Raw genomic sequence first — 25,870 nt, 5'->3', positions numbered from 1 at the left:
ACGACGGGACGGGTGAAGCTTCGGCGCATGCGCTTACTCCTGCTCCTCACCGTCCTCCTGCCCTTCGCGGGGTCCGTTCAGGCCCAGACGACGGACCTGACGCCGGAGGCGTACCGGGCCGACGCCCTGTCGGTCGAAGGGCTGGTGAACCGCCAGTACGCCTATCTGGATCGCTTCCCTGACGGGGTCATGCCGATGACCGAGGCCCTGCGGGCGGAGGCCTCGGCGGTACACGACCGGTCCAGCCTGTTGCGCTATCTCGAGCATGCGGTCACGGCGCTGGCGGACCATCATGCGATCACCGGCAGCTCGTTCCGTGACAGCTGGGCGCTGGTTCCCAGCTACGGGGACCTGTGGGTCGAGCGGGAGGGCGAGGTCTGGCGGATCACCGCCGTGCGTGAAGGCTCCCCGGCCGAGGCGGCGGGTGTAAGGGCCGGCGAGACGCTGGACGCGGTCGGCGGGGTCGTCACGACCGAGGCGGTGCGCGCCTTCTGGAGCGAGATCGGGCTGACGCCGGGCGGCGAGCGGGACGGCTATGCGGCGCGGGTGCTGGCGGCGGGGCGGCGGGATCGACCGCGGGACCTGACCGTCTCGGGGCGGCGACTGACCTTGGCCAATCTCTATACGGTCAGCGCGGGCGATCGGCCGCCGGTGACCGTGACCGAGGCCGGAGACCGGCTGACGATCCGGTTCAATGACTCGCTGGGGAACAACGACACGGTCGCGGCCTTCGACACGGCCATGGCGCGGGCGCGGCGGGGGCAGACGGTGGTGCTGGACCTGACCGACACGGCGAGCGGCGGCAATACGGTGGTGGCGCGGGGCGTGATGGGCTGGTTCGTCAGCGAGGCCCGGCCCTATCAGATCCACAACCTGCCCGCCGAGGCGCGGGAGACCGGGGTGCCGCGCCAGTGGGTCGAGCAGGTCCTGCCCCGGGCGGGCAAGCGGTTTGAGGGGCGGGTCGTGGTGCGCGTGGGGCGCTGGACCGGCAGCATGGGCGAAGGGCTGGCGGTCGGGATGGATGCGCTGGGCGCGCGGGTCGAGGGGGACCGGATGGCGGGCCTTCTTGGAGCTATCTACGACCTGCGGCTGGAGAACTCCGGGCTGGTCATCAAGATCCCTGTGGAGCGGCTCCATGCCGTGGACGGGACACCCCGGGAGGCCTTCGTTCCGGTCCGCTGATCACTCCGCCGGCAGGGTGTAGTCCAGGACGTAGCGGTGCTCGCCGTCAGCGATGGTCAGGTGGAAGACGCCGACGAGGCCCTCCAGCGCGCCCGTGCCCGAGCCGGGGACGACGGTGATGGACAGGTCCTGCGCGCCGCGATCCATGATCCCCCGATGGACCAGAAGGAAGGTCCCCTCATGGCCGTCGAGGGCGCCGCGCACCCGCTCCATGGCGACATAGGCGCCCGACTGGTTCGGGCCCATGGAGCCGAGCATCTCGCCCTCCCCGGTTCCGGTGAGGCCGCCGTGGAAGGTCTTGGACAGGGTCATGCGGCCGTGAAGGTCCGCCGCCGCGCCCTCGGCGGGCGGGACCGGTGTGATGGAGACGGTGAACGTTCCGCTGGCCTGATGGGACATGGGGGCCTCCTGTGGGGCGATGGCAAGGCTGACGGCGGCGAGGATGGACGCCAGCATCACGCGTCCTCCAGATAGCTGACGCCCGGCGCGGACTTCAGGGCGCCGCGCAGGGCGCCGTCGAGGCGGTAGCGGCCGGGCAGCTTCATCTCGACCTCGCGGCGGCCGTCGAGGCTGGCGACGAGGAAGACCTCTCCGCCCTTCCCGCCCGCGGCGGCGGCGCGCTCCAGACGGGTTCGCAGGGTCTCCGGGTCGGCGCCGCGCGCCGAGACGTGGATGCGCAGGCCCATCTGGCCGTCGTCGATGAGATTATCCAGACGGCTGGCGTCGTCGCCGAAGAAGCGCACCTCGCCGTCCGAGCTCTTGGCCCGGACCTTGACCATGACGGAGGCGCCGGTCTCCAGCACGTCGCGGCATTTGCGCAGTTGTTCGGGCGGGAACAGGCATTCGAACTCGCCGGTCGGGTCCGAGAAGGTGACGAAGGCGAATTTCTCGCCGGTCCGGGCGCTGGCCCGCTCCTGACGGCGACGGACCACGCCGGCCATCATGAACGCCTCGTGGCCGCTTTCGGCCAGGGCGGTGGCCTCGGCGACGAAGGTGACGCGCTTGCGCTTGAGCGCCGGGGCCATGTCCTCCAGCGGGTGGCCGGACAGGTAGAAGCCGACGGCGGCCAGTTCCTGATCCAGCTTCTCCGGCCCGACCCAGGGCTCGACCGGCTGGAGGCGCGGACGACCGGCGGCGACCTGATCGCCGCCGAACAGGGAGACCTGCGAGGACGCGCGCTCGGCGGCCACGCTCTGGCAGTAGGCGATCAGCTTGTCGGCCTGTTCGAACAGCTGGCGACGGTTGGTATGGAAACTGTCGAAGGCGCCGGCGCGGGCCAGGTTCTCCAGCGCCCGCTTGTTGACGAAGCGCGGGTCGACCCGTTCGAGGAAGTCGAAGATGTCGGTGAAGCGGCCGCCCGCCTCGCGCACCTCGACCAGATGCTTCATGGCTTCGAGGCCGACGTTGCGGACGGCGCCCAGCGCATAGAGGACAGCGCCTTCCGGCCCGTCCTGGCCCTCCACCCATTCCACGTCGAAGTCGGCAGAGGACCGGTTGACGTCCGGGGCCCTGACCGGAATATCGAAGCGCCGACAATCCTGATAGAAAACAGCCAACTTATCGGTGTTGCTGAGATCGAGGCTCATCGAGGCGGCGAAGAATTCGACCGGATGGTTTGCCTTCAGCCAGCCCGTCTGGAACGAGATCAGGGCGTAGGCGGCGGCGTGCGACTTGTTGAAGCCGTAGCCGGCGAACTTGGCCACCAGATCGAAGATGCCGCCTGACTGGGCCTCGGATACGCCCTTCTCGGCGGCGCCCCTGACGAAGCGGAGGCGCTGGAAATCCATCTCCTCCTTCTTCTTCTTGCCCATGGCCCGGCGCAGCAGATCGGCTTCCCCGAGAGAGTAGCCGGCCAGGATCTGGGCGATCTTCATCACCTGTTCCTGGTAGATGATGACGCCGTAGGTCTCGGTCAGCGTCTCCTTCAGGCTGTCGTGGAGATAGTCGACCTCGGCCCGGCCGAACTTCCGGTCGATGTAGGTGTCGATCATCTCCATCGGCCCGGGCCGGTACAGGGAGATCAGGGCGGTGATTTCCTCGATCGACCCGCAGCGCATCTTGCGCAGGGTGTCGCGCATGCCTTGGGATTCCAGCTGGAACACCCCGACCGTCTGGCCCGAGGCCATCAGCTCATAGGTGCGGGCGTCGTCCAGCGGCAGCTGGTTCCAGATCGGGGCCAGCCCGCGCCGCGACAGATAGCCGTGGGCGCGGTCCAGCGTGGTCAGGGTCTTCAGGCCGAGGAAGTCGAACTTCACCAGACCGGCCGGTTCGACCCACTTCATGTTGAACTGGGTGGCCGGAATGTCCGAGCGCGGGTCCTGGTACAGGGGCACCAGCTCGGTCAGCGGGCGGTCGCCGATGACGATGCCGGCGGCGTGGGTCGAGGCGTTGCGGTACAGCCCCTCCAGCTCCAGCGCCGTCTCCAGCAGGTTGCGAACCGCCGGTTCGGCGTCGCGAGCCTCCTTCAGGCGCGGCTCAAGGTCGATGGCCTGGGCGAGGGTGACGGGCGCGGCCGGATTGTTCGGCACCATCTTGCAGAGGCGGTCGACCTGACCGAGCGGCATCTGCAGCACACGGCCGACGTCGCGCAGCACGGCGCGGGCCTGCAGGGTGCCGAAGGTGATGATCTGGGCGACCCGGTCCTTGCCGTAGTGCTGCTGGACATAGGTGATGACCTCTTCACGCCGCTCCTGACAGAAGTCGATGTCGAAGTCGGGCATCGAGACGCGTTCCGGGTTCAGGAAGCGCTCGAACAGCAGGCCGAACCGCAAGGGGTCCAGATCGGTGATGGTCAGGGCCCAGGCGACCAGTGAACCGGCGCCGGAACCCCGCCCCGGCCCCACCGGAATATCGTGGGTCTTGGCCCATTTGATGAAGTCGGCGACGATCAGGAAGTAGCCGGGGAAGCCCATCTGGACGATGATCCCGACCTCCCATTCGAGGCGGTCCCAATACTCCTGCTCGGGCACGGCGGGCGTGACCTGTTGCAGGCGCAACTTCAGCCCCTCGCGCGCCTGATGGGCCAGTTCGTCGGGCTCGGACCTCCCGGCGCCGGTGTCGAAGCGCGGCAGGATCGGCGCGTGGGTCTTCACCAGGAAGGCGCAGCGGCGGGCGATGTCGAGGGTGGTGTCGCAGGCCTCGGGCAGGTCAGCGAACAGCTCGCGCATGGCGGCGGGCGTCTTGAACCAGTGCTCGCCGGTGATGCGGCGGCGGTCCTCCTGACCGGTGAAGGCGCCGTCGGCGATGCACAGCAGGGCGTCGTGCGACTTCGCCTGCGAGGCCTTGGCGTAATAGACGTCGTTGGTGGCGACCAGCGGGACGTCGTTCTCATAGGCCCACGCGACCAGACCCCGTTCGGCCTGGGCCTCGGTCGGCAAGCCGTGGCGCTGAAGCTCGACGTACATCCGGTCGCCGAAGGTGGCGAACATCTCGTTCAGGGCGGCGTCGCCGTCGCGCACCTTGCCCTGAACATAGAGGGGATCGACCGGACCGTCGGGGCCGCCGGACAGCAGCAAAAGGCCGTCGGAATGCTCGACGACGGTGCTCCACGGCACGCCCGGCTCGTCGGTCGGGGCGATGTCCAGGTAGGCCGACGACGACAGCTTGCACAGGTTCAGCCAGCCGGCCTCGTTCTGGGCGATCAGGACGACGGTCGGGACCTTGGTCCAGCGTTCGGTCCCCTGCCCGCCGATGCCGGTGATCGGCAGGGCGCAGGCGACGATGGGCTGGACGCCCGCATCCTTGGCGGCCTGGCTGAACTCGAGCGCGCCGAACAGGTTGGCGCGGTCGGCCACGGCCACGGCGGGCATACCATTGTCCGCCGCCATCTTCGGGATCTTGCCCGCCTTGATCGCGCCTTCCAGCAGCGAATAGGCCGAGCGGACCCGCAGGTGGATGAAGCCCTGACTGTTCAACACCTCGCTCACCGCTTCACCGCTCCGTTCGTCCGCCATCCGTCCATGGTGAACCGAGTCTCACATCCTGGTCGCCGGAAACACCGGAAAGCGACGCGGGGCGGATGTGACCGGGGATGGCCTGTGGACCGGCGCCGGGCGGACCTCGTCGCGCCGGGCGGATGTGCACTCAATTAATTTTTGAGTGCACTTTAGTGGCCTTTTCGATCAGGCGGCGGGGAGCAGCAGGACCGCCTGCCAGACCAGCAGCACGAAACCGGCGCACGACGCCAATGACAGACACTCCCGAACCCAACGCGCCATGACGGCCTCCCGGATATATGTTCTGGTTGTGTTCTATGTTCTCATTCTGTTCGCGTCAAGGGGTCGTCAGTTCCGATTGTTCCCGAAGGCGCCACGCGTGAGCAGGATAGTCTTCCAAAAACCCTCGCGATCCAGAATCGTCTGATCAGGCGTGGCGACCGGGCGGTGCTCGAGAAGGGCGAACCGGAAAGCCTTGCGTACATAGTCGAGGTTCGGGTTCGTCACGAGTTGGCGAAGTTCCGCGTTGTTGCCGTGCCCGGTTGCGGCGTATTCGCACCACCGCGACCAGACACCGCCTTGCCCATACGCCGAGCCGACATAGCGTTTCCCCGTCAGAACGTCGGAGATCAGGTAGATGCCCTTGATGCTGCTGAGGGCCGCCATCCAATCAGCCCGTCCTGTGCGCGCCAGATTTTCAAGTTCGGCGAAAGACAGGTCGATACCGTCGAAACCCGGGAATGCGCGACCGCTGTAGGGCTCTGCCAGCACCTCAGACACCTGCATGAGCGGATAGTGGTTTTCAACGTTCAACCGGACAGAACGGTCTCGGTAAGGATGTCTGATCTTCAATCGGCCGATGAATGCGGATCCCTCGGCGGAGCGGGAGACCACATACTGATCAGCCTTGCGGTCAAGAACATCGAAGATGCCCGTGAATAGCCAGATGTCGGGCTCATGATAGAAGCGAGCGAGCGAGAAGATGCGTGGGCGATTGAACTCGTCCCGAGCTGGTCTGTATTCCTGCCATGTCTGATAATCCGCCGGGCTGTTCACCCACACGTCCAGCGGCTCATGCTGCCGGTTCCACCGCGAGAAGTGGATCTTGAAGGTGGCCGGCGCCGCCAGCGGCCAGATGTCAGACAGAAGGATGGGCGCCGAGACGCCCATCAATAAGCGTGGGCTTCCGCCGGACGCTCTTCCAGGTGCCCGTCCTTGATGGCGAAGACGCGGTCCATGTGGCCGGCCAGTTCCATGTTGTGGGTGGCGATCAGGGCGGCGACGCCGGTGGATTTCACCACGTCGTGCAGGGCCTCGAACACGGTCTGGCTGGTGGCCGGGTCGAGGTTGCCGGTCGGCTCGTCGGCCAGAAGCAGGCGCGGACGGTTGGCCAGGGCGCGGGCCACGGCGACGCGCTGACGCTCGCCGCCCGACATTTGTGACGGCTGGTGGGTCAGGCGGTCGCCGAGGCCGAGGGCGGTCAGAAGCTCCTCGGCGCGGGCGCGGGCGTCGGCCTGTTTCCAGCCGGCGATGCGCAGCGGCAGGGCCACGTTATCGCGGGCGTCGAACTCGGGCAGCAGGTGGTGGAACTGATAGACGAAGCCGATGCGGTCCAGACGGATGTGGGTCCGCTGGCGGTCGCTGAGGGCGGCCACGGCTTCCCCGTCGATCTTCACCTCGCCCTCGGTCGGATGCTCCAGCAGGCCCGCGGCGTGCAGGAGGCTGGACTTGCCCGAGCCGGAGGGGCCGATCAGGCCGACGATCTCGCCGGGCATGATGTCGAGATCGACGCCGCGCAGGACGGTCAGGCCGCCGGCCGCGGTGTCGTAGGTGCGGGTCAGGCCGCGCACCGAAAGGACGGGAGCCACGGTCGTCTTACTCATAACGGAGGGCCTCGACCGGATCGAGCTTGGCGGCCTGCCAGGACGGGATCAGTCCGGCGACGCAGCTCATGAAGAAGGACCAGACGGTGACCCAGAAGACGTCGACCGGATCGACCAGGGCCGGGACGGCGTCCAGCATATAGACGTCGGCGTCGAAGAGCTTGGTCTGGAAGACAAACTCCAGGAAATGCTGGATCGAGCCGATGTTCAGGCAGAACAGCAGGCCGAGCAGCAGGCCGGTCAGGGTGCCCGCCACGCCGATCATGGCGCCGGACAGGAAGAAGATCCGCAGCATGGACGACTGGCTGGCGCCCACGGTGCGCAGGATGGCGATGTCGCGCGTCTTGTTCTTCACCAGCATGACGATGCCGGAGATGATGTTCAGCGCGGCGATGGCGACGACGAGGCCCAGGATGATGCTCATGGCCGCCCGCTCGACCTTCAGCGCGCCCCAGAAGGCGGCGAGGCGGTCGCGCCAGTCGGTGACGACGCCGGTCTGACCGACGGCGCGCTGGACGGGCAGGCGCATGGATTCGACGCGGTCAGGCTGGTCGATCTTCAGCTCGATCACGTCCCAGACGGAATCCTTGCCGTAGAACAGCTGGGCCTGTTCCAGCGGCATGAAGATGAAAGCCTGATCGAAGTCCGTCGTGCCGGAGCTGAACACGCCGCCGACGCGGTAGGTCTTCTCCAGCCCGCCCAGATTGCCGAAGGCGCTGGAGGCGCCGGTGGGCGAATACAGGGTGATGGGATCGCCGATGCGAAGACCCAACCCCTCGGCCAGCGCCTTGCCGATCAGGACGTTGTCGCCGCCGAACTCGCCCCGGCCGAAGCTGCGGATCGCCTCGGGCGTCTCTTCGAGGCTCTCGTAGACGTATTGCATGGAGGGCAGGTCGCCGGGGGCGACGCCGCGCACGATGGCGCCCGTCGTGGCCCCGCCCGCGCGGACGATGCTCTGGTCATTGGTCATCGGGGTGACGAAGGCGACGCCCGGGACGGCCTTCAGACGAGCGACTGCCGCGTCCCGCTCGGGCGAGTTCAGCAGGTCGCCGGACACATACATATGCCCGTTGAACGACAGCATGCGGTCCAGCAGCGTCGCCCGGAAGCCGGCCATGATGCTCATCACCGTGATCAGCGCCATCACGGCCAGCGCGATGGCGACGTAGGAGATGATGGCGATCAGGGCGATGCCGCCCTCCTTGCGCTTGGCGCGAAGGTAGCGGAGGGCCAGTCCGATCTCCCAGGCGGAGAAGGGACCGGCGGGCTTCGTCGGCTTCGTCGGCTGGGCGGCCGGCGTGGCGTTGGTCATCCGATGAGCCTCGAAATGGCTTCGTCCAGCGGCAGGGTCAGTTTCTCGCCGGTGGCGCGGCGCTTCAGTTCGACCACGCCGTCCGCCAGACCCTTGGGCCCGATGGTCAGCTGCCAAGGCACGCCGATCAGGTCGGCGGTGGCGAACTTGCCGCCCGGACGTTCGTCGGTGTCGTCGTAGAGGACGTCCTTGCCGGTGGCCTCGAGGCGGTGAACGGCCTCCTCACAGGCGGTCGAGACGGCTTCGTCGCCGGCGCGCAGGTTGATGACCACCACGTCGAACGGAGCGACGGCGTCCGGCCAGATGATGCCGCCGGCGTCATGGCTGGCCTCGATGATGGCGCCCAGCAGGCGCGAGACGCCGACGCCGTAGCTGCCCATGTGCACCGGGGCTTCCTTGCCGTCCGGGCCCTGGACGTTAGCCTTCATGGCGGCGGAGTATTTGGTGCCGAAATAGAAGATGTGGCCGACCTCGATGCCGCGGGCCGAGAGCCGGTCGCCCTCGGCGGTTCCGGCCTCGAAGGCCGCCGCGTCGTGCATTTCCTCGGTGGCGGCGTACAGGGCGGTGCGTTCGTCGAAGACGGCCTGCACGGCCTCGGGGCTGAAGTCGTGGCCGGGCGCGGGCATCTCGACCAGCTTGCGGTCGCAGAAGACCTCGCTCTCGCCGGTCTCGGCCAGAACGATGAACTCGTGCGACAGGTCGCCGCCGATGGGGCCGGTGTCGGCGCGCATCGGAACGGCTTTCAGCCCGATGCGGGCGAAGGTGTTCAGATAGGCCGCGAACATGCGGTTGTAAGCGACGCGGGCGGCGGCCTCGTCGATGTCGAACGAATAGGCGTCCTTCATCAGGAACTCGCGGCCGCGCATCACGCCGAAGCGCGGACGGCGCTCGTCGCGGAACTTCCACTGGATGTGGAAGAGGTTCAGCGGCAGGGCTTTGTAGGACTTCACGAAGCCGCGGAAGATGTCGGTGATCATCTCCTCATTGGTGGGGCCGTACAGCAGTTCGCGCTCGTGACGGTCGGTGATGCGCAGCATCTCCGGGCCGTAGGCGTCGTAACGGCCCGACTCGCGCCACAGGTCGGCGAGTTGCAGGGTCGGCATCAGCAGCTCTACGGCCCCTGCCCGCACCTGCTCCTCACGCACGATCTGCTCGATCTTGCGCAGCACCCGCAGGCCCAGCGGCAGCCAGGCGTAGATGCCCGCCGCTTCCTGTTTGATCAGGCCGGCGCGCAGCATCAGCTGGTGGGAAACGATCTGGGCGTCCGAAGGCGCCTCTTTCAGGGTGGGCAGGAAGTAGCGCGACAGGCGCATGGTCGGGAATCCGGGAGAACAGGCTTGGGAGTGGCAGGTGTAGCCGGGAGGACGGGGCGAAAGCTAGGCGGTGGATGGGGGATTAGGGACCGGGGATTAGGGATCAGGGGCGCGAAGACGCGCCAACGCCTGATCACAGTCCCAGAAATCCTAATCCCTAATCCCTGTTCCCTAATCCCTCAGGGGTGTGGCAAACCGATGCCGTAGCGGGCCGCCAGATAGGGGGCGATGGCGTGGTCCTGAAGGAAACGGCGGCCGGTGGCGGCGCTGGTTTCGGCGTCGGGCCAGTCAAAGGTTCCGTCCAGCACCAGCAGCGGGCAGCTCTGGTGATCCTCGCCGACCTCGGCGATGACCGGCGGACGTGGCCGCGGGTGATCCAGATAGGTGATCAGGAGTTGCTCGCGCAGCGCCGGATAGAAGGACAGCATGCCCTCCACGAAGGCGCCCGGCGGGCAGAACCACGGGCCGCCGGCGTCATCATGCCAGTCGGGATTCAGGAGGTAGAGACGGTCGGTCATGACGAGACCCTAGACCGGCGGCGCCATCGGCGGCAGGGGCATCCAGCCGAAGAAGACCATAATCATGATCACCACCCAGACGATGGCCGAGACCCAGGTGGTGGTGATGAATTTCTTCTTCAGCTGCGGGTTCTCCGGCGCGCCCCACTGGGCGCCGTCGGTCGGCTTGGCCTGTCCCTGCTGATTCATGCCGAGCGGCAGGACGGCGAACAGCACCGTCCACCAGACGACGACATAGATGGCGAACATGGTCAGCGGACCGATGGGCATGACGGGGCTCCACGCCGAAAACAGGCTGAGGTTGCTTTAGCGGCTGTCGGCGGCGGCGAGAAGGCGCGGCGGGTGTCGCACCGACATCTTCGCGAAATGCCCGTTCGCGAAATCACGAACGGACTCCCGAAATCACGTCAACAGCGTGGAGCGGTCTCGAGGCGGACCGGGGCCGCTGCTGCGGTTGCCGTGAACGGAAAAAGGGCGTCGCAGCGGAGGCCGCGACGCCCTTGCTCAGGCCTTCAGGCCGGTTCCGTTACTGCTGCAGCGGGAACGGGTCGGTCGGGTTCGGGCGGGTCGGCAGCGGCATGCGCGGCAGGGGCTCGTCCGAGTTGGCGGCGTTCAGCAGGAAAGACGCCAGAATGACCGCGGCCTGACGCAGGTCCTCGGCGCGCATGTGGTCATAGGTGTCGATCGAGGTGTGGTGCAGGCGCGCGCCGTAGTCGAGCGGGTCCTGGATGAACTGGAAACCCGGGACGCCGACGGTCTGCATGTAGACGTGGTCGGTCGCGCCCGAGGTGCGTAGCGAGACGGTCGTCGCGCCCATCGGGTTGAAGGGCTTCAGCCACTCCTCGAAGATCGGGGCGGCGGCGACGTTACCCTCGGCGTTGATGCCGCGGATCTTGCCCGAGCCGTTGTCGAGATTGAAGTAGGCGACCAGGGAGCCGTGACCCTCGCGCGGCTGGACGGGCCAGCGCTGGCGCCAGGTGCGGTTGTTCGGCAAGGCGTCCAACGCGGCGTCGCCCAGCGGGGCGCGGGTGGCCAGATAGCGGTCCGTGTAGGCCAGCGACCCCCACAGCCCCTGCTCTTCCCCGCTCCACAGCGCGAAGCGGATGGTGCGCTTTGGACGGACGCCCAAGGCGCGCAGGATGCGGGCGGCCTCCATGACCACGGCGCTGCCGGCGGCGTTGTCGACGGCGCCGTCAGCGGCGGCCCAGCTGTCCAGATGGGCGCCGGCCATCACGTATTCGCCCGAACGGCTGGTCCCCGGAATGTCTGCCAGGATGTTGTAGCCGTTGGTGTCTTCCTCGTGGAACCGGACCTCGCTCATCAGTTCGAGGGTCGGCTTGGCGTCTTCGGTCTGGGCCAGACGGGCGAGACGACGATAGTCCTCGGCGGCCAGTTCCATGCCCGGCGTCCTGCGCTGATCGTCCATGCGGTAACCGGTGCCGTTGCCATGCAACAGGCCGCCGTCGCGTTGCGACATGCGAACCCACGCCAGCGCGCCCTCTTCCTGCAGGAAGGCGTCCAGCTGGCGGGCGAAATCCGGGCCGCGCAGGCTGTCGACCGACTGGGCCGAATGGTTGGGGATGTTGTAGGCGTTCCCGGCGTTCTCGAGGTCTTCCTCGGTCAGGCGGCGGAAGGCCGGGTCGGTCGGCTCGGAGCCGGCGGTCGGGCGCGAGACCAGAACAATTTTGCCGGCCAGCTTGCCGCGATAGCGGGCGAAGTCGCCGGCGCTGCTCATCGGGGCGACGATGACTTCGCCGCTGATGGTTCCGGGCGTGGACGGGGTCCAGGCGATGGGGATGGCGCGCAGGTCCAGCGGACGCGGCGCGGTCATGCGGGCGCTGGAGCGGACGACCGACCAGCCACGGCCGAAATCGAACGGATCGGCGCGGACGTTGGTCAGGCCCCAGTCGCGGAAGCGCTGCTGGGTCCAGGCCTCGGCCTGACGCATCTGGGGCGAGTTGGTCATGCGGCCGCCGATGCGGTCGGTCAGGTAGGCGGCGGTGTTCATCACCTCGCTGTGGTTCAGGCCCTGGTCGATGATGCCGTTGATGGCGACCAGATCAGGCGACTGGGCCAGAGCGGGCGTGGCGAGCGGAACAGCCGTCAACGCAATCGCGGTGGCGGACAAAAAGGCGGCAAGACGCATGGAAACTCCCCTGAATCACTGAACGGCGGCGATAAGACTGCAAGCCTCGCCTCAGTGCAAAGGAAGAACGTCCACGGAGCGTCAGTCCGTCGCGGCGTCCGGATCAATCGCGTCCTCGACCAGCTTGCGCCAGACGGGGTCGGTGTCGTCCACGAGGTCGCAATCCTCCATCAGGGCCACAGCGGCGCCGCCGTCCGGCAGGATCAGGCCCAGAACGTCCATCTCGTCGCCCTCGTCGCTCAGATGGCTTTCGGCCTGTACGGCCACGGCCGCCTGCTCGCCGCCGTCCTCCCACCAGATCACGGGCTGGGGCAGGTCCATGTCGATGACGCGGGGATCGGCGGTGTCATTGAGGGCGAAGACCGCGACCTTGGCCCGCACGTCGTCCAGCGTCGCGATGCGGCCAGTGAAGGCGGTCAGGCGGGACCAGTCGTCCGCGTCGTAGCCGCCGCCGTCTTCTTCGTGTTGCGGCAGTTCGTCCTGCATGAAATCCGCTCCGTCTTCGCTTCGGCGGCGATACCAAAGATCGCCCGACGGACACAGTCCCGGGACGAACGCCATCCCGCTAGTTCGCGAACATCCTGAAGGCGAAGTAGAAGCAGAGGATGGCGATGCCGATGGCTACAAGATACCCGCCCCGCGTCCGGGTGGCCATGACGGAACGCATGCGACGCTCATGCCTGCGCGAGTCCTCATAGGTGTCGAACTGGACTGTCCCGCCGCCGGTCCGGTTCTCGAACTCGTATTTCTTCAGCTCATGATAGGTCCGTGAGGCGAGCCAGAGGGTCACACCTCCGATCGCCATGAACAGCAACCCGATCATCACCATCGCTCGCCCTCCCTCGGATAAGGGCGAATGTTGAAATGGACGCCCCGTCCTGGCAAGGCCCGGAGCCGGACGAAAAAAGGGATCGATGGCAAGCCATCGATCCCCTTGATCGTCTCAGGTTCGGCAGGACCTGAAGTCGGTCTTACTGACCGCCCATCATCGAGGCGACTTCCGAAGCGAAGTCCGGGCCTTCGACCTTCTCGACGCCTTCGCCCAGCGCCAGACGGACGAAGCCGGCCAGGTGCAGGTTCGAGGAGCCGAGTTCCTTGGCCGAGTTGGCGACCAGCTGCTCGATGGTCACGTCCGGGTCCATGACGAACGGCTGCTTCGACAGCACGACGTCCTTCTGGAACTTGTTGATCTGACCTTCCACGATCTTTTCGATCATGTTTTCCGGGCGGCCTTCTTCCTTGGCCTTTTCGATCAGAACGGCGCGTTCCTTCTCGATGGCGGCCGGGTCCAGGTCGTCGGTGTTCAGCGACAGCGGCGCCGTGGCGGCGACGTGCATGGCGATCTTGCGGCCCAGTTCGCGCAGGACGGTCTTGTCGCCCTCGCCTTCCAGGGCGACCAGCACGCCGATACGGCCGACGCCCGGCGAGACGGCGTTGTGGACATAGGTCGAAACCACGCCTTCCGACACCGACAGACGGGCGGCGCGACGCAGCTGCATGTTCTCGCCGATGGTGGCGATCATGTTGGTGACTTCGTCCTGGACGGTCTTGCCGGCTTCCAGTTCAGCGCCGTGCAGAGCTTCCACGGTGTGGTGCTCGAGGCCCAGTTGGGCGAATTGCTTGGCGGCGTTCTGGAACAGCTCGTTGCGGGCGACGAAGTCGGTTTCCGCGTTGAACTCGATGGCGGCGGCGACTTCGCCCTTGCCGTCTTCCTTCGACGCCACGGCGACCAGGCCTTCAGCGGCGACGCGGTCGGCCTTCTTGGCGGCCTTCGACAGGCCCTTGGCGCGCAGCCAATCGATCGCGGCTTCGATGTTGCCGTCGTTCTCTTGCAGGGCCTTCTTGCAGTCCATCATGCCGACGCCCGAACGCTCGCGCAGTTCCTTGACGAGGGCGGCAGTGATCTCGGCCATGTTCAGTCTCCTTGGAGGGGTATTCGTATGCGGTAACGGCCGGGGTGTTGTGCCCCGGCCGTGTGTCAGTTCGACGTAGGGCCTTCAGGGAAGGCCTTACTGCGGTCTCAGACCGCGGCCTTGTCTTCGTCGGCGGCCGGCTCGGCAGCCGGTTCAGCGGCGGCTTCCAGCTCGGCGGCGACGGCTTCCGTGCCGGCCGGAGCGGCTTCAGCGGCGACCGGGGCCGAAGCCTCGCGCAGCATCGGCTCTTCCGGGTTCACCGAAGCGCCCAGATCGACGCCGGCGGCGCCGGCGCCGGCGGCCAGGCCGTCCAGGACGGCATCGGCGATCAGGTCGCAGTAGGTCTGGATGGCGCGGGCGGCGTCGTCGTTACCCGGGACCGGGTAGGTGATGCCGTCCGGATCCGAGTTGGTGTCCAGGATCGCGATGATCGGGATGTTCAGCTTGCGGGCTTCCTGGATCGCGATCGCTTCCTTGTTGGTGTCGATCACGAACATGATGTCGGGGATGCCGCCCATGTCCTTGATGCCGCCCAGCGAGGCGTCCAGCTTGTCACGCTCGCGTTGCAGGCTCAGCAGTTCGCGCTTGTTGCGGCCTTCGCCGCCGGATTCCAGCAGGCCGTCCAGTTCGCGCAGACGGGCGATCGAACCCGAAACGGTCTTCCAGTTGGTCAGCGTGCCGCCGAGCCAACGGTTGTTCATGTAGTACTGGGCGCAGCGCTTGGCGGCCTCGGCGACCGGATCGGCGGCCTGACGCTTGGTGCCGACGAACAGAACGCGGCCACCCTTGGCGGCGACGTTGCGGACTTCAACCAGAGCCTGGTGCAGCAGCGGGATGGTCTGCGACAGGTCGATGATGTGGATGTTCGAGCGGGCGCCGAAGATGTAGCGGTCCATCTTCGGGTTCCAGCGGTGCGTCTGGTGACCGAAGTGAGCGCCGGCTTCGAGCAGCGAACGCATGGAGAATTCAGGCAGAGCCATGATCGGTAGTGTCCTTTTTCCGATAGACGTTGCGCGGGCGTTTTAAAGATCCGGCTGGACCCTCGGAATGGTGCGGTCGGGGATGTCTCCCCCGGCCGCGCCACGCCCACGTGCGAAGTGCGCGGGCCGTTTAGTCGGGATGGGACGAAAAGGCAAGCGAAGACCGGTCCCGTCGCCCGTCGTCAACCGACCGGATTGAACTCCAGACCGTCGCCGACCTGATCGATCGTCAAAAGCGGACCGTCCGGCAGTCTGGTCCAGACGGGCGCGGGATCCTTGTCGGCCTCGATGCTGGAGGTCGTGGTGCTGACGCGGCGGGTCAGGAAGTTCACGCTGCGATCCAGCGTCTCGCCGGTGTTGCGCTGAACTTCTGAATAGTCGTGGCCGATCAGGCGCAGGGCGCCGTCCTGCCAGCGGAAGCGGGATGTTGCGTTGGACATGGTCCATCCGCCGGCGCTGGCGAAATAGTTGAGCGTGATCGACAGCACGCCGTTGCGGATTTCAGGTGATTGCTCGAGCGCATCGGACAGGGTCGGTTCGAGGTGGCGCGGGATGAAGCTGTGATTGGCGACGGCGAGCCGGTAGCCGTCCTGACCGGCCAGGCCGACCACGAGCAGACGCGGGTTGGTGTCGAGACGTTCGCCGCCAAGTCCGTCATTGTTCACGATATTGGCCGGGTTCTGCTCGCGCATCACCAGCACCAGATCGGCGCGCCGATCGCCGTTCAGATCGCCCTCGACCCGATATTCGACACGCCACCCCTTGGGCGTGACGGCTGCCGCATCGGCGAAGCGCCCCGGCAGGGGCGGATAGATCGCCGGAGGGATGTTCAGCCGGTTGTCGTCGCCGACCGGCACGACGGCGGCCGCTGTCCCTTCCGAAGCCGGGGGCGCCTCGGGCGCTGCCGGAGCGGCGGGTGGTTCAGGCGGCTTCGGCGCTTCGGGTCCGCCGCGACCGCAGCCGAGCAGAACGACGCAGGTCAGGGCCGCAACACACTGCTTCATACGCAAGCTCCCTCAAGGCTCCATCCTGCCGCAGACCGGCAGGTGCGTCACGTCCCGCGCGGCTTGGCGCGATTCGTGGCCTCGGCGACGGACGGATCTTCGGGCCAGGGGTGGCGGGGGTAGCGGCCGCGCATGTCGGCGCGGACATCCTTCCATGAGCCGGCCCAGAAGCCCGGCAGGTCCTTGGTCATCTGGATCGGGCGGCGGGCTGGCGACAGAAGGGCGAGCGTCAGGGGCGTCCCCCGGCCGACCGTCGGATGGGCCTTCACCCCGAACAGCTCCTGCACTCGGATGTCGACACGCGGCCCGCCCTCGGCGGCGTAGTCGATGGCGGCGGAGCCCAGCGGGGTGTCCAGCCGCTCGGGCGCCAGCTCGTTCAGGGCGCGCTGACGGTCCCACGGGATCAGGGCGCGCAGGCCGTCGGCGAGAGGGCCGTCCGCGAGGGCGTCCAGCGACTGCACCGTCTCCAACAGGGGCCACAGCCAGGTCTCGCGCTCGGCCAGCAGGCCCTCGTCGGACACGTCGGGCCAGCCCTCCTCAAGCGCCGACAGGAAGGCCAGCCGGGCGCGCAAGGCCGAGGCGCGTTCGCCCCAGCGGATCGCCTTCAGTCCGTCCGCCTCGATCTCGCTCTTCAGGGCGGCGGTGATCGCCTTGCGGTCCGGCGCGCCCATGATCTTCTCGTCGACCACGACGGCGCCGATCCGGCGGATGCGCTTCAGCACCATGCGGCCCGAGGGCTCGCGGGTGAGTCGGTCCTCGATCTCGAGCCGGTGTTCGAGATCGGCCAGCGCGACCGGCGCGGCCAGGCGGATGCGATCGCGGGCGTCTCCGCCGCCCAGCTCGGCGACGGCCAGCCAACCTTCGCGCGCCATGACGTCGGTGGGCTCAAGGAAGGCGCCCCGGCCGGAGGCCAGCAGGAATTCGCCCGGCTTTCCGCGCGCCTTGGCGACCCGTTCCGGGAAGGCCTCCGCCAGCAGGGCGCCCGGATCGGGATGCCCTCCCTTCCCGCCCCCCGCCGCCTTCGCCCAACGATCCGCCAGCTTCGCGGCGTCGCGGGCGCGGGGCGAGCGGTCGCGGTCGAAGCCGCGCAGGCGCTCGGTCAGATCAACAGAGGTTCCGCCGAGGCCCGGTTCGCTGAGCACGGCGGCGATGTTCGTGCCCAGCAGGGCGTCGCCCCTGTCGCTGGCCAAGGCGACCATATGGGCCAGACGTGGCGACAGGGGAATGCGGGTCAGGCGACGGCCGTGGTCGGTCAGGGCGCCGTCGGCGTCGAGGGCGTCCAGCCGGGTCAGCACCTTGCGCGCCTCGGCGAAAGCGCCGGCGGGCGGCGGGTCCAGCAGGGCCAGTCCGTCCGGCGAGCGCGCGCCCCAACGGGCCAGATCGAGCGCGAAGGCGGTCAGGTCGGCCTCGAGGATTTCCGGGCGCTGGTGCGCGACGAGACCCCGCGTCTGTTCCTCGTCCCACAGGCGATAGCAGACGCCGGGTTCGACCCGCCCCGCCCGGCCCCGACGCTGTTCGGCGGAGGAGCGGCTGACCCTGACCGTCGCCAGTCGGGTCAGGCCGCTGGACGGCTCGAAACGGGGCACGCGGGACAGGCCGCCGTCGATGACCACGCGCACCCCCTCGATGGTCAGGCTGGTCTCCGCGACCGAGGTGGCCAGAACGATCTTGCGGCGGCCCGGCGCGGCCGGTTCGATAGCCCGGTCCTGCTCGTCCTTGTCGAGGCCGCCATAGAGCTGGACCAGATCGACATTGGCCGCGAGGCGGTCGCCGAGGGCGCGGGCGGTACGATGAATCTCCCCCTGCCCCGGCAGGAAGACGAGGATGGAGCCGGTCTCGTCCGCCAACGCCTGACGCACGGCGCGCGCGACGGCGTCCTCGAACCGCTCGGCCGGATTGCGGCCGAGATAGCAGGTCTCAACCGGATACATCCGCCCTTCGGCCTCGATGACCGGCGCGCCCTCCAGCAACCTCGAGACGCCCGCGATGTCGAGCGTCGCGGACATGACCAGCAGGCGCAGATCGTCGCGCAGCAGACCCTGCGCCTCGCGGGCGAGCGCCAGCCCGAGATCAGCGTCCAGACTGCGTTCATGGAACTCGTCGAACAGGACCGCGCCGACGCCGTCCAGCGCGGGATCGTCCAGAATCATACGGGTGAAGACCCCCTCGGTGATGACCTCGATCCGGGTCTTCGGGCCGATGCGCGACTGGAGGCGGGTGCGATAGCCGACGGCGCCGCCCGCCTGCTCGCCAAGCGACGAGGCCATCCGGTCGGCGGCGGCCCGTGCGGCGAGGCGTCGCGGCTCCAGGACCAGCACACGCTGTTCGCCCAGCCAGGACTGGTCCAGCAGGGCCAGGGGCACGACCGTGGTCTTGCCCGCCCCCGGAGGCGCGGCCAGCACGGCGACATTGCCTTGCGCGAGCACGGCCTTCAGAGGGTCGATAACGGCGTGGATCGGTAACATCGAGGTGCGGTCTAGCGGCAACGGGCCGGTTCACGAAAGCGTCGTCTCAGGTTCACGCATCGGAAACCGCGTTGCCACCGGCCTTTCACGTCGCTAGCGTCCGGCCAAAGCAGCGAGAGGGCTGCTCAATAAAGGGTGGCGAGAGGGCTGCCCCGTACCAATGTCGGAGGGGTAATTTATGTGGCGCGTTAAATCGCTAGACGCGATTCTGGCCACGGCCGAGAAGAAGTCTCTTCATCGGTCGCTGGGTCCGGTCCAACTCACACTTCTGGGGATCGGGGCCATCATCGGCACCGGGATCTTCGTTCTGACCGCCGCCGCCTCGCAGAAGGCCGGCCCGGGCATGATGCTCAGCTTCGTCATCGCCGGCGCCGTCTGCGCCGTCGCGGCGCTCTGCTACTCCGAACTGGCCGCCATGGCTCCCGTCTCGGGCTCTGCCTACACCTACACCTACGCGGTGATGGGCGAACTGCTGGCCTGGTGCGTCGGCTGGGCGCTGATCCTCGAATACGCCGTGGCCGCCTCGGCCGTCTCGGTCGGCTGGTCGGGATACGTGCTGGGGCTGATCGAGCAGGGATTACATTTCGACTTCCCTGACTTGCTTGCCGCCGGTCCGACCTGGACCATGAACGGCTTCATCCCGACGCCGGACTTCTCGGCGGGGATCGTCAACGTTCCGGCGATCATCGTGGCCCTGGCCGTGACCGGCCTGCTGGTGCTCGGCACCACGGAATCGGCTCGCGTGAACGCCATTCTGGTGCTCATCAAGGTCGCTGCCCTTACGGTCTTCATCGTCCTGACCCTGCCGGTCATCAAGACCGGAAACCTGTCGCCCTTCGCGCCCAATGGCGCATTCGGGGCCTATTCGGGGATGGGCATCGTCGGCGCCGCCGCCTCCATCTTCTTCGCCTATGTCGGCTTCGACGCGGTCTCGACCGCCGCCGAGGAAACCAAGAATCCGCAGAAGAACGTGCCGATCGGCCTGATCGGATCGCTGGCCTTCTGTACGGTCTTCTACCTGCTCGTCGCACTGGGCGCGGCCGGCGCCATCGGCGCCCAGCCGGTTCTCGGCGCGGCCGGTGAAGCCGTCCAGCCCGGTTCGCCCGCCTTCGTCGCGGCCTGCGCCCTGGCCGAAAACAGCGAGCGTCTGGTCTGCTCGAACGAGGCCCTGGCTCACGTCCTGCGCGTGATCGGTCATGAGCAGGTCGGTAACGCCCTGGGCGTCGCCGCCATGCTGGCCCTGCCGTCGGTCATCCTGATGATGATCTATGGCCAGACCCGCATCTTCTTCGTGATGGCGCGCGACGGTCTGCTGCCGGAAGGCCTGACCAAGATGCACAAGCGCTTCAAGACGCCCTACGTCGTGACCATTTTCACCGGTCTGGCCGTGGCCATCGGCGCCGCCCTGTTCCCCGTCGGTCAACTGGCCGACATCTCGAACTCGGGCACGCTGTTCGCCTTCTTCATGGTGTCGATCGCCGTGATCATCCTGCGTCGGACCGATCCGAACCGCGCCCGCCCGTTCAGGATGCCGCTGGTTTACGTCATCGCGCCGCTCTCGGCCGCGGGCTGTGCGTTCCTGTTCTGGAACCTGCCGCACGACGCCAAGATGGTGCTGCCGATCTGGGGCGCGATCGGTCTGGTGATCTACTTCGCCTACGGCATCCGCAAGAGCCACCTGGGCCGCGGTCACGTCGAGGTCCACGAGCAGGACAGCGACATCCCGCCGCCGCCGGCGACGACCTGATCCACGGATCAAGGATAACAGGAAGGCCCGGGAGCGATCCCGGGCCTTTTCCTTTGCGCTTCGATCAGGCGACGAAAGTAAAGGGGGTGGTGCGGATGAGAGGACTCGAACCTCCACGCCTCGCGGCGCTGGAACCTAAATCCAGTGCGTCTACCAGTTCCGCCACATCCGCATAGGTTCTGCGCCGGTCCTAAGGCGCGGCGGCCCGTCGGGCAAGAGGCCCACGCCGGTCAATCCTCAAGCGTGAAGTTCAGCCGCGCGGCCTCGGCGCGGTAGCGTTCCAGCATCCGCGTCCACTGCACCTCATTGGAGGCGGTGATCTCCCTGATCGTGTCCAGACCCCGGATCGCGGCGGCGCAGGCTGCGGCGGTGTCTCCGGCCTCATCCGCTTCCGCATAGGTCATTATGGCGTCGAGCATCTGTCGCAGGCGCGGCATCTGCTGGCCCAGTTCACGCGTGACGACGGGATCGCGGGCGGCGCGCAGGGCAAAGGCGTCGCGGGTGGCCTCTGTCCAGACCCCGCCGTCAATAAGTTGCTGGCCCCACCAATCAGCCATGTGTTCTGAATAGCGGGACGCCGCATTGCCGTGATCCAGCGCCTGCATGCCGACCGTCGAAAAGGCCGTCGTCACGACCCTGGCCTGTTCGGGATCACTGCAGGCGGAGCGGTCCACGCTAGGCGGCAGTTCGAGCACGGGCTTGAGCGGGCGCGTGACCCGACCGTTCCCCAACGTCTCATTGACGTGCTGGACCTCAAGACTGCGGTCGTTGCAGGTCAGGGTGACCGCCACCCGGCTGTTGTGGGTCAGGGACAGCGTGACGTCCGAACCGGGCACGTCCCAGGTCCAGCCGCCGTACTGGCCTTCCCGGCGGTTCCCATACCGGCCCCCCTCGACGATCTCTGTCTCCAGCGCGGCGTAGAGCGCGTCAGCAGCGGCGTAGCGATCCTCCAACGTAGTTCCCGGTAGCCGCTCGTAGGAGATGGAGGCCGACAGATCATAGATCTGCTGCGTCCGCGCGGTGCGGGTGATCTCAATCCGGTTGTGAGCGACCTCTTCAGGGTCCAGACCCAGTTGGCTCGGGCCGGTCCAGACCGCGCCGAACTCACGCCCAAGAGCGCCCTGGGCGGTGCAGGTCATCGCCAGCCTCTCGACCAGAGCCGGACGAAGCGGAGGCGTCTGCATCGCCCGGACGGGCGTCGCCGCCATTCCAGTCGCCGCGACAGCCAGCAGCATATTGCGAAACATTTGTCTGATCCCCCTGCCTCTAACTGCCTGCCGGGAGACCGTACGGCAAGTGTCAATAAGTTCTTGCTTTGTTCTCGTTTGTGCGTATCGTTCTCCTATGGTCGAGACGGCGAAAGGACGGGGTGCGAGGTCGAATGCGACCGGACGCTTTGAGCCCGAAACGGTCGAGGCCTTCGATGACGGCTGGACCGATCAGGATGCCGAGGCGGCGCCGTTGCGCACCACCCTGACGCCTGAGGCGGCCCGGACGATCATCGCGAGGAACACCAGTCCGGACATCGGTTTCGACCGTTCCATCAACCCGTACAAAGGTTGCGAACATGGCTGTATCTACTGTTACGCCCGTCCGTCCCATGCCTGGATGGGCCTATCCCCGGGCCTGGATTTCGAGAGCCGGCTCTTCTTCAAGCCGGGGGCAGCAGGTCTGCTGGAGCAGGAACTCTGCAAGCCGCGATACGTCTGCAAGCGCATCCACATAGGCGGCAATACCGACCCCTATCAGCCGGTTGAGCGCGAGCTGAAGTCGACCCGGTCGATTCTGGAGGTGCTGCAACGGTTCAATCACCCGTTCAGCATCATCACCAAGTCGGTGCTGATCGCGCGCGACGTGGACATTCTGGGACCGATGGCACGAGACGGGCTGGCCTCGGCCTTCGTCTCGATCACGACGCTGGACCGCAAGCTGGCGCGGGCGATGGAGCCGCGCGCTTCGACGCCGGCGAAGCGGCTGGAGGCCATTTCCCGGCTGGCGGATGCGGGCGTGCCGGTCGGAGTGGGCTTCGCGCCGGTCATCCCCGGGCTGAACGATCATGAGTTGGAGGCCATTCTGGAGGCGGCGGCGAAGGCCGGGGCGACGACAGCCATGTATGTGACCCTGCGTCTGCCGCTGGAGATCAAGGACCTGTTTCGCGAGTGGCTGGCGGACGCTCGCCCCGACCGGGCGGCGCGGGTGATGTCGCTGGTTCGCCAGACGCGGGGCGGCAAGGATTATGACGCCGACTGGTCGCATCGGATGAAGGGCACGGGGCCGGTGGCGGAGCTGATCGGGACCCGGTTCAGGGCGGCGGTGAAGCGGTACGGGCTGGATGCCCCGCGCCATCTGCTGGACGAGACGAAATTCAGGGTGCCGGCCTCGGCGCGCAAACAGATGGATCTGTTCGACGCGGCCTGACCTGGCTCTGGACAAGGGTGAGTTCCGGATGCGAACTGCCAAGGTTGATGTCAGTGAGGCGACCGATGATCCTGCGGAAGACGCGTGCGGCGGGACTGGCGGCGGCCGTGATCCTGCCTATGGCCCTGACCGCCTGCATGAAGGTCGATGTGCCGGAGCGGGCTTTCTTCTGGCCGGATGCGCGGCTGACGCAGGAGAACATCACGCTGCCCTCAAATCCGCCGCCGGAGGGGTCCGAAACTGTTGTCCTGGGCTATGCGCAAGGCCCGATCGGGGCGACGCGCGTGCGGTCATCCGAGACGACGCGGCCCCTGATCCTGTTCTGCGGCGGCAACATGTTCCGGCGTGAGGCGGCGGGCGGGTCGCGCGCCGAGATTCTGGCGCCGTTTGGCGACGCCCTGATGTTCGACTATCCGGGCTATGGCGGCACCGCCGGTCCGGACAGCTTCGCCAATTTCCGCGCCGTCGGCGAGGTGGTGGCCGATGAGGCCCGGCGGCAGGCGGATGCCGAGGGGCGCCGGCTGATCGTCTGGGGCCACTCGCTGGGTGGCATCGTCTGCTCCGAGATGGCGGCGCGCACCCGCGCCGATGTGCTGGTGCTGGAGACCACCACGCCGGGCGCGCGGGCGACCGTGAACCAGCAGGTCGGCCTGATGCGGCCCTTCGTGCGCGTGACGCTCGCCCCCGCGCTGGAGGCCGTCGACATCCCGACCGCCCTGAACGGCTATCCGGGCAAGGTGGTGGTTCTGGAGGCCGGCAAGGACGACACCCTGCCCCCGGCCCTCAGCCGTGACCTGGCCCGGGCTCTTGAGGCGCAGGGCAATACGGTCGAACGGATCGTCTTCCCGGCCGCCGGTCACAGCGATGTCGGCCGTCAGCCGGACTTCGTGGCGCGTCTTACGGCGGCGTTGGGAAGTTAGCGCCGGAAGACGCTGACCAGTTCGACGTGGGCCGACCAGAGGAACTGGTCCACCGGGGTGACGCTCTCCAGCCGGAAGCCGGCGTCCAGCAGCACGCGGGCGTCGCGGGCGAAGGTCACCGGATTACATGAGACGTAGACCACGGTCGTGGCCTTGGTCTGGGCGATCTGCTGGGTCTGTTCCAGCGCCCCCGCGCGGGGCGGGTCCAGCACAATGGCGTCGCAGCCGCGCAGGTCGTACGGGGCCATCGGTCGGCGGAACAGGTCGCGGGCCTGCGCGTCGATGGTCTTGATCTTCTTCGCCGTTCTGAAGCCGGCCTTCAGCGCCGCGATGCCGGGTGCGGAGCCGTCGGCGGCGATCACGGGCGCGACGGTGGCCAGCGGGAAGGTGAAGGTGCCCGCGCCGCAGAAAAGGTCGGCGATCTTCTTCGCCCCCTTCACCGCCGCGACGGCGCGGTCGACCATGGCCTGTTCGGCCGGCGGCGCGGCCTGCAGGAAGCCGCCCGCGGGAATCGGCACCGTGGCCGGGCCAAACTCCACATGCGGCTGGCGCGCCATGACGAGGGTTTCACCCGCCAGACTGAGGCGGGCCAGATCGGCGGCGGCCGAGGCCTTGATGGCCTTCATCTGCGCGTCGCGGGACAGGCCTCCGCCCGAGCGGCGCTCGACCCCGGTGACATCCACGTCCAGCCCGTCCAGCGTCAGGGTGACGTGCAGGGTCGGGGCCGACTTGGGGTGTTCCAGAAACGGCGTGGCCACCCTGGCCAGCGCGGGCAGCGCCGCGACCAGTCGCGGATCGGCGACGGGGCAGCTGTTCACCTCGACCAGACGCCAGCTCTTGCGCGCCTTGAAGCCCAGAACAGCGCCGCCGTCCGGACCGCGACGGGCGTGGAGGGCCAAGCGGCGGCGCGACCCGGCGGGCACAGGCACGGTCGGCTCGATCTCGATGTCGATCTTTTCGCGAGCCAAGGCCAGGCGGACCTGTTCGCGCTTCCAGTCCAGATAGGGCCCGGCCGCCCAGTGCTGCAGCGAGCAGCCGCCGCAGTCGCCGTACTGGGGCGAGACCGGCGCGATCCGGTCGGCGCTGGGGGTGACGACCTCGACCTCCTCCAGCCGCCCGTCGCGCACAACCCCGCGCACGGTTTCGCCCGGCAGGGTCAGGGGGGCGAACACGGGGCCTTGGGGCGTTTCGGCGATACCGTCGCCCTGCCCGCCCACACGCGAAATGGTCAGCGTTTCCGTCATCCGGCGCTTCTAGAGGCAAATCCGCGCCGAGCGAAACATGAACGAAGATGAACGGCGCGATCAAAGGCCGTTCAGCTTGGCGCCGTCATAAGGGATGCAACAGATGCGGGGCCGGATCGTTCGGTCGTCGTCTGAACCGTTCAAGGATGACGTCCATGTCCGTCTCTCTCTCCAGCAAGGTCGCCTGTGGCGCCGCCGCCGTCGCGGCCGCCGGTCTGCTGCTGGTCCCCGCCAGCGCCTCGGCGCAGGCCTACACCTATCAGGGCGACCGCTACGGCGGTTCGAACTACTACGGCCAAAGCTACGGTGATCGCTATTACAGCGGCGACCGGTACGACGACCGTTACAGCAGCTACGACTATTGCCGCAGCGACCAGAACCAGAGGCGCGCGGCGGGCGCCACCATCGGCGCCGGGATCGGCGCGGTGGCGGGCTCGCAGGCGGCGGCGCGCGGTCGCCGCACCGAAGGCAGCATCCTCGGCGGCGTTCTGGGCGCGGTCGTCGGCGGCGCCATCGGCAACGACTCGGCCCGTGACTGCGGACGTTATGACGACCGCGGCTACAGCTATCAGGGCTACGACAGCCGTTACGATGATCGCTACGCCCGGGACCGTTACGACGACCGCTATCGCTATGACGACCGCTACGGTTACGGCGACCGGTCGGACTATCGCAGCGACCGCTACGGTTGCCGCACGGTCGAGACCCGGACCCGCGACTGGAGCGGCCGTCTGGTGGCCCGCTACGAGGAAGTCTGCAACGGCTACTGACGGGATCGCGTCGCCGGTTATTTTCAGCCCCCCTGTCGATCGGCGATGTGACGGAGGCCCCCGGTGGAGAAATCCACCGGGGGCTTTTCATTTCTGGAGGGCGCTAACGCTCGCGACGCG

General features: G+C 67.6%; 22 protein-coding genes and 1 tRNA gene. 5 read left to right on the top strand and 18 right to left on the bottom strand.

The features are described 5' to 3' along the window. Window positions 1-27: 27 nt before the first annotated feature. Window positions 28-1,182, top strand: a complete 1,155-nt coding sequence (locus ACODRV_RS06625; RefSeq protein WP_488907805.1) for a PDZ domain-containing protein — start codon at window positions 28-30, stop codon at window positions 1,180-1,182. On the opposite strand, the gene ACODRV_RS06620 is transcribed toward ACODRV_RS06625, so the two are convergent. The 15 genes from ACODRV_RS06620 to hrpB form a co-directional block, all read right to left on the bottom strand. Then, window positions 1,183-1,638, bottom strand: a complete 456-nt coding sequence (locus ACODRV_RS06620) for a DUF3224 domain-containing protein (protein WP_488907804.1) — start codon at window positions 1,636-1,638, stop codon at window positions 1,183-1,185. Next, window positions 1,638-5,135, bottom strand: a complete 3,498-nt coding sequence (dnaE, locus tag ACODRV_RS06615) for a DNA polymerase III subunit alpha (protein ID WP_488907803.1) — start codon at window positions 5,133-5,135, stop codon at window positions 1,638-1,640. Before dnaE ends, ACODRV_RS06620 begins: the two co-directional genes overlap by 1 nt. Window positions 5,136-5,465: 330 nt before the next feature. Beyond that, complete coding sequence (locus ACODRV_RS06610; protein WP_488907802.1) at window positions 5,466-6,287, bottom strand: GIY-YIG nuclease family protein; 822 nt, start codon at window positions 6,285-6,287, stop codon at window positions 5,466-5,468. Then, a complete protein-coding gene (locus tag ACODRV_RS06605) occupies window positions 6,287-7,000 on the bottom strand; it encodes an ABC transporter ATP-binding protein (RefSeq protein WP_141626648.1) in 714 nt (237 codons plus the stop codon). The genes ACODRV_RS06610 and ACODRV_RS06605 overlap by 1 nt, the downstream gene beginning before the upstream one ends. Next, the gene (locus ACODRV_RS06600; protein WP_141626649.1) at window positions 6,993-8,312 is read right to left on the bottom strand and encodes a lipoprotein-releasing ABC transporter permease subunit; all 1,320 of its coding nucleotides are present in this window, start codon (window positions 8,310-8,312) and stop codon (window positions 6,993-6,995) included. Before ACODRV_RS06600 ends, ACODRV_RS06605 begins: the two co-directional genes overlap by 8 nt. Then, window positions 8,309-9,625, bottom strand: a complete 1,317-nt coding sequence (gene proS / locus ACODRV_RS06595) for a proline--tRNA ligase (RefSeq protein ID WP_488907801.1) — start codon at window positions 9,623-9,625, stop codon at window positions 8,309-8,311. Before proS ends, ACODRV_RS06600 begins: the two co-directional genes overlap by 4 nt. Before the next feature lie 179 nt (window positions 9,626-9,804). After that, window positions 9,805-10,143 carry a DUF3088 family protein gene (locus ACODRV_RS06590; RefSeq protein ID WP_488907800.1) on the bottom strand — a complete coding sequence of 113 codons (339 nt, stop codon included), beginning with the start codon at window positions 10,141-10,143 and terminating at the stop codon, window positions 9,805-9,807. Between the two features lie 9 nt (window positions 10,144-10,152). Next, entirely contained in the window at window positions 10,153-10,413 is a 261-nt protein-coding gene (locus ACODRV_RS06585; protein WP_141626652.1) for a DUF1467 family protein, read from the bottom strand. Window positions 10,414-10,669: 256 nt separating this feature from the next. Continuing rightward, complete coding sequence (locus ACODRV_RS06580; RefSeq protein ID WP_488907799.1) at window positions 10,670-12,289, bottom strand: M20/M25/M40 family metallo-hydrolase; 1,620 nt, start codon at window positions 12,287-12,289, stop codon at window positions 10,670-10,672. A gap of 81 nt (window positions 12,290-12,370) precedes the next feature. Next, complete coding sequence (locus tag ACODRV_RS06575; protein WP_488907798.1) at window positions 12,371-12,775, bottom strand: hypothetical protein; 405 nt, start codon at window positions 12,773-12,775, stop codon at window positions 12,371-12,373. 79 nt (window positions 12,776-12,854) lie between these two features. Further along, a complete protein-coding gene (locus tag ACODRV_RS06570; RefSeq protein ID WP_488907797.1) occupies window positions 12,855-13,118 on the bottom strand; it encodes a hypothetical protein in 264 nt (87 codons plus the stop codon). A gap of 142 nt (window positions 13,119-13,260) precedes the next feature. Beyond that, on the bottom strand, window positions 13,261-14,202 hold the full coding sequence (gene tsf, locus ACODRV_RS06565; RefSeq protein ID WP_141626655.1) for a translation elongation factor Ts: 942 nt from the start codon (window positions 14,200-14,202) through the stop codon (window positions 13,261-13,263). A gap of 107 nt (window positions 14,203-14,309) precedes the next feature. After that, a complete protein-coding gene (rpsB, locus tag ACODRV_RS06560) occupies window positions 14,310-15,182 on the bottom strand; it encodes a 30S ribosomal protein S2 (RefSeq protein WP_141626656.1) in 873 nt (290 codons plus the stop codon). A 182-nt stretch (window positions 15,183-15,364) separates the two neighbouring features. Further along, a complete protein-coding gene (locus ACODRV_RS06555; protein WP_488907796.1) occupies window positions 15,365-16,186 on the bottom strand; it encodes a hypothetical protein in 822 nt (273 codons plus the stop codon). A gap of 47 nt (window positions 16,187-16,233) precedes the next feature. Further along, window positions 16,234-18,651: an ATP-dependent helicase HrpB gene (gene hrpB, locus ACODRV_RS06550; protein WP_488907795.1), complete on the bottom strand. Its 2,418-nt coding sequence runs from the start codon at window positions 18,649-18,651 to the stop codon at window positions 16,234-16,236. A 178-nt stretch (window positions 18,652-18,829) separates the two neighbouring features. Between hrpB and ACODRV_RS06545 the strand changes: the two genes are divergently transcribed. Then, entirely contained in the window at window positions 18,830-20,398 is a 1,569-nt protein-coding gene (locus ACODRV_RS06545) for an amino acid permease (protein ID WP_141626658.1), read from the top strand. 87 nt (window positions 20,399-20,485) lie between these two features. Here ACODRV_RS06545 and ACODRV_RS06540 read toward each other — a convergent pair. Both ACODRV_RS06540 and ACODRV_RS06535 read right to left on the bottom strand, forming a co-directional pair. Further along, window positions 20,486-20,570: transfer RNA gene (locus ACODRV_RS06540), tRNA-Leu, on the bottom strand. Window positions 20,571-20,628: 58 nt separating this feature from the next. Beyond that, the gene (locus ACODRV_RS06535) at window positions 20,629-21,645 is read right to left on the bottom strand and encodes a hypothetical protein (protein ID WP_488907794.1); all 1,017 of its coding nucleotides are present in this window, start codon (window positions 21,643-21,645) and stop codon (window positions 20,629-20,631) included. Between the two features lie 97 nt (window positions 21,646-21,742). Here ACODRV_RS06535 and ACODRV_RS06530 point away from each other — a divergent pair, with 97 nt between their 5' ends. Together ACODRV_RS06530 and ACODRV_RS06525 are read left to right on the top strand one after the other, a co-directional pair. Further along, window positions 21,743-22,816, top strand: a complete 1,074-nt coding sequence (locus ACODRV_RS06530) for a PA0069 family radical SAM protein (RefSeq protein WP_488907793.1) — start codon at window positions 21,743-21,745, stop codon at window positions 22,814-22,816. 65 nt (window positions 22,817-22,881) lie between these two features. After that, a complete protein-coding gene (locus ACODRV_RS06525) occupies window positions 22,882-23,736 on the top strand; it encodes an alpha/beta hydrolase family protein (RefSeq protein ID WP_488907792.1) in 855 nt (284 codons plus the stop codon). Here the strand turns inward: ACODRV_RS06525 and ACODRV_RS06520 are convergent. Next, window positions 23,733-24,980: a class I SAM-dependent RNA methyltransferase gene (locus ACODRV_RS06520; RefSeq protein WP_488907791.1), complete on the bottom strand. Its 1,248-nt coding sequence runs from the start codon at window positions 24,978-24,980 to the stop codon at window positions 23,733-23,735. The genes ACODRV_RS06525 and ACODRV_RS06520 overlap by 4 nt on opposite strands. A gap of 155 nt (window positions 24,981-25,135) precedes the next feature. Here ACODRV_RS06520 and ACODRV_RS06515 point away from each other — a divergent pair, with 155 nt between their 5' ends. Then, complete coding sequence (locus tag ACODRV_RS06515) at window positions 25,136-25,750, top strand: YMGG-like glycine zipper-containing protein (protein ID WP_488907790.1); 615 nt, start codon at window positions 25,136-25,138, stop codon at window positions 25,748-25,750. Window positions 25,751-25,870 lie beyond the last annotated feature (120 nt).

The organism is Brevundimonas sp. FG8, from assembly GCF_057808845.1.
This window is presented reverse-complemented; position numbering and strand designations above follow the sequence as displayed.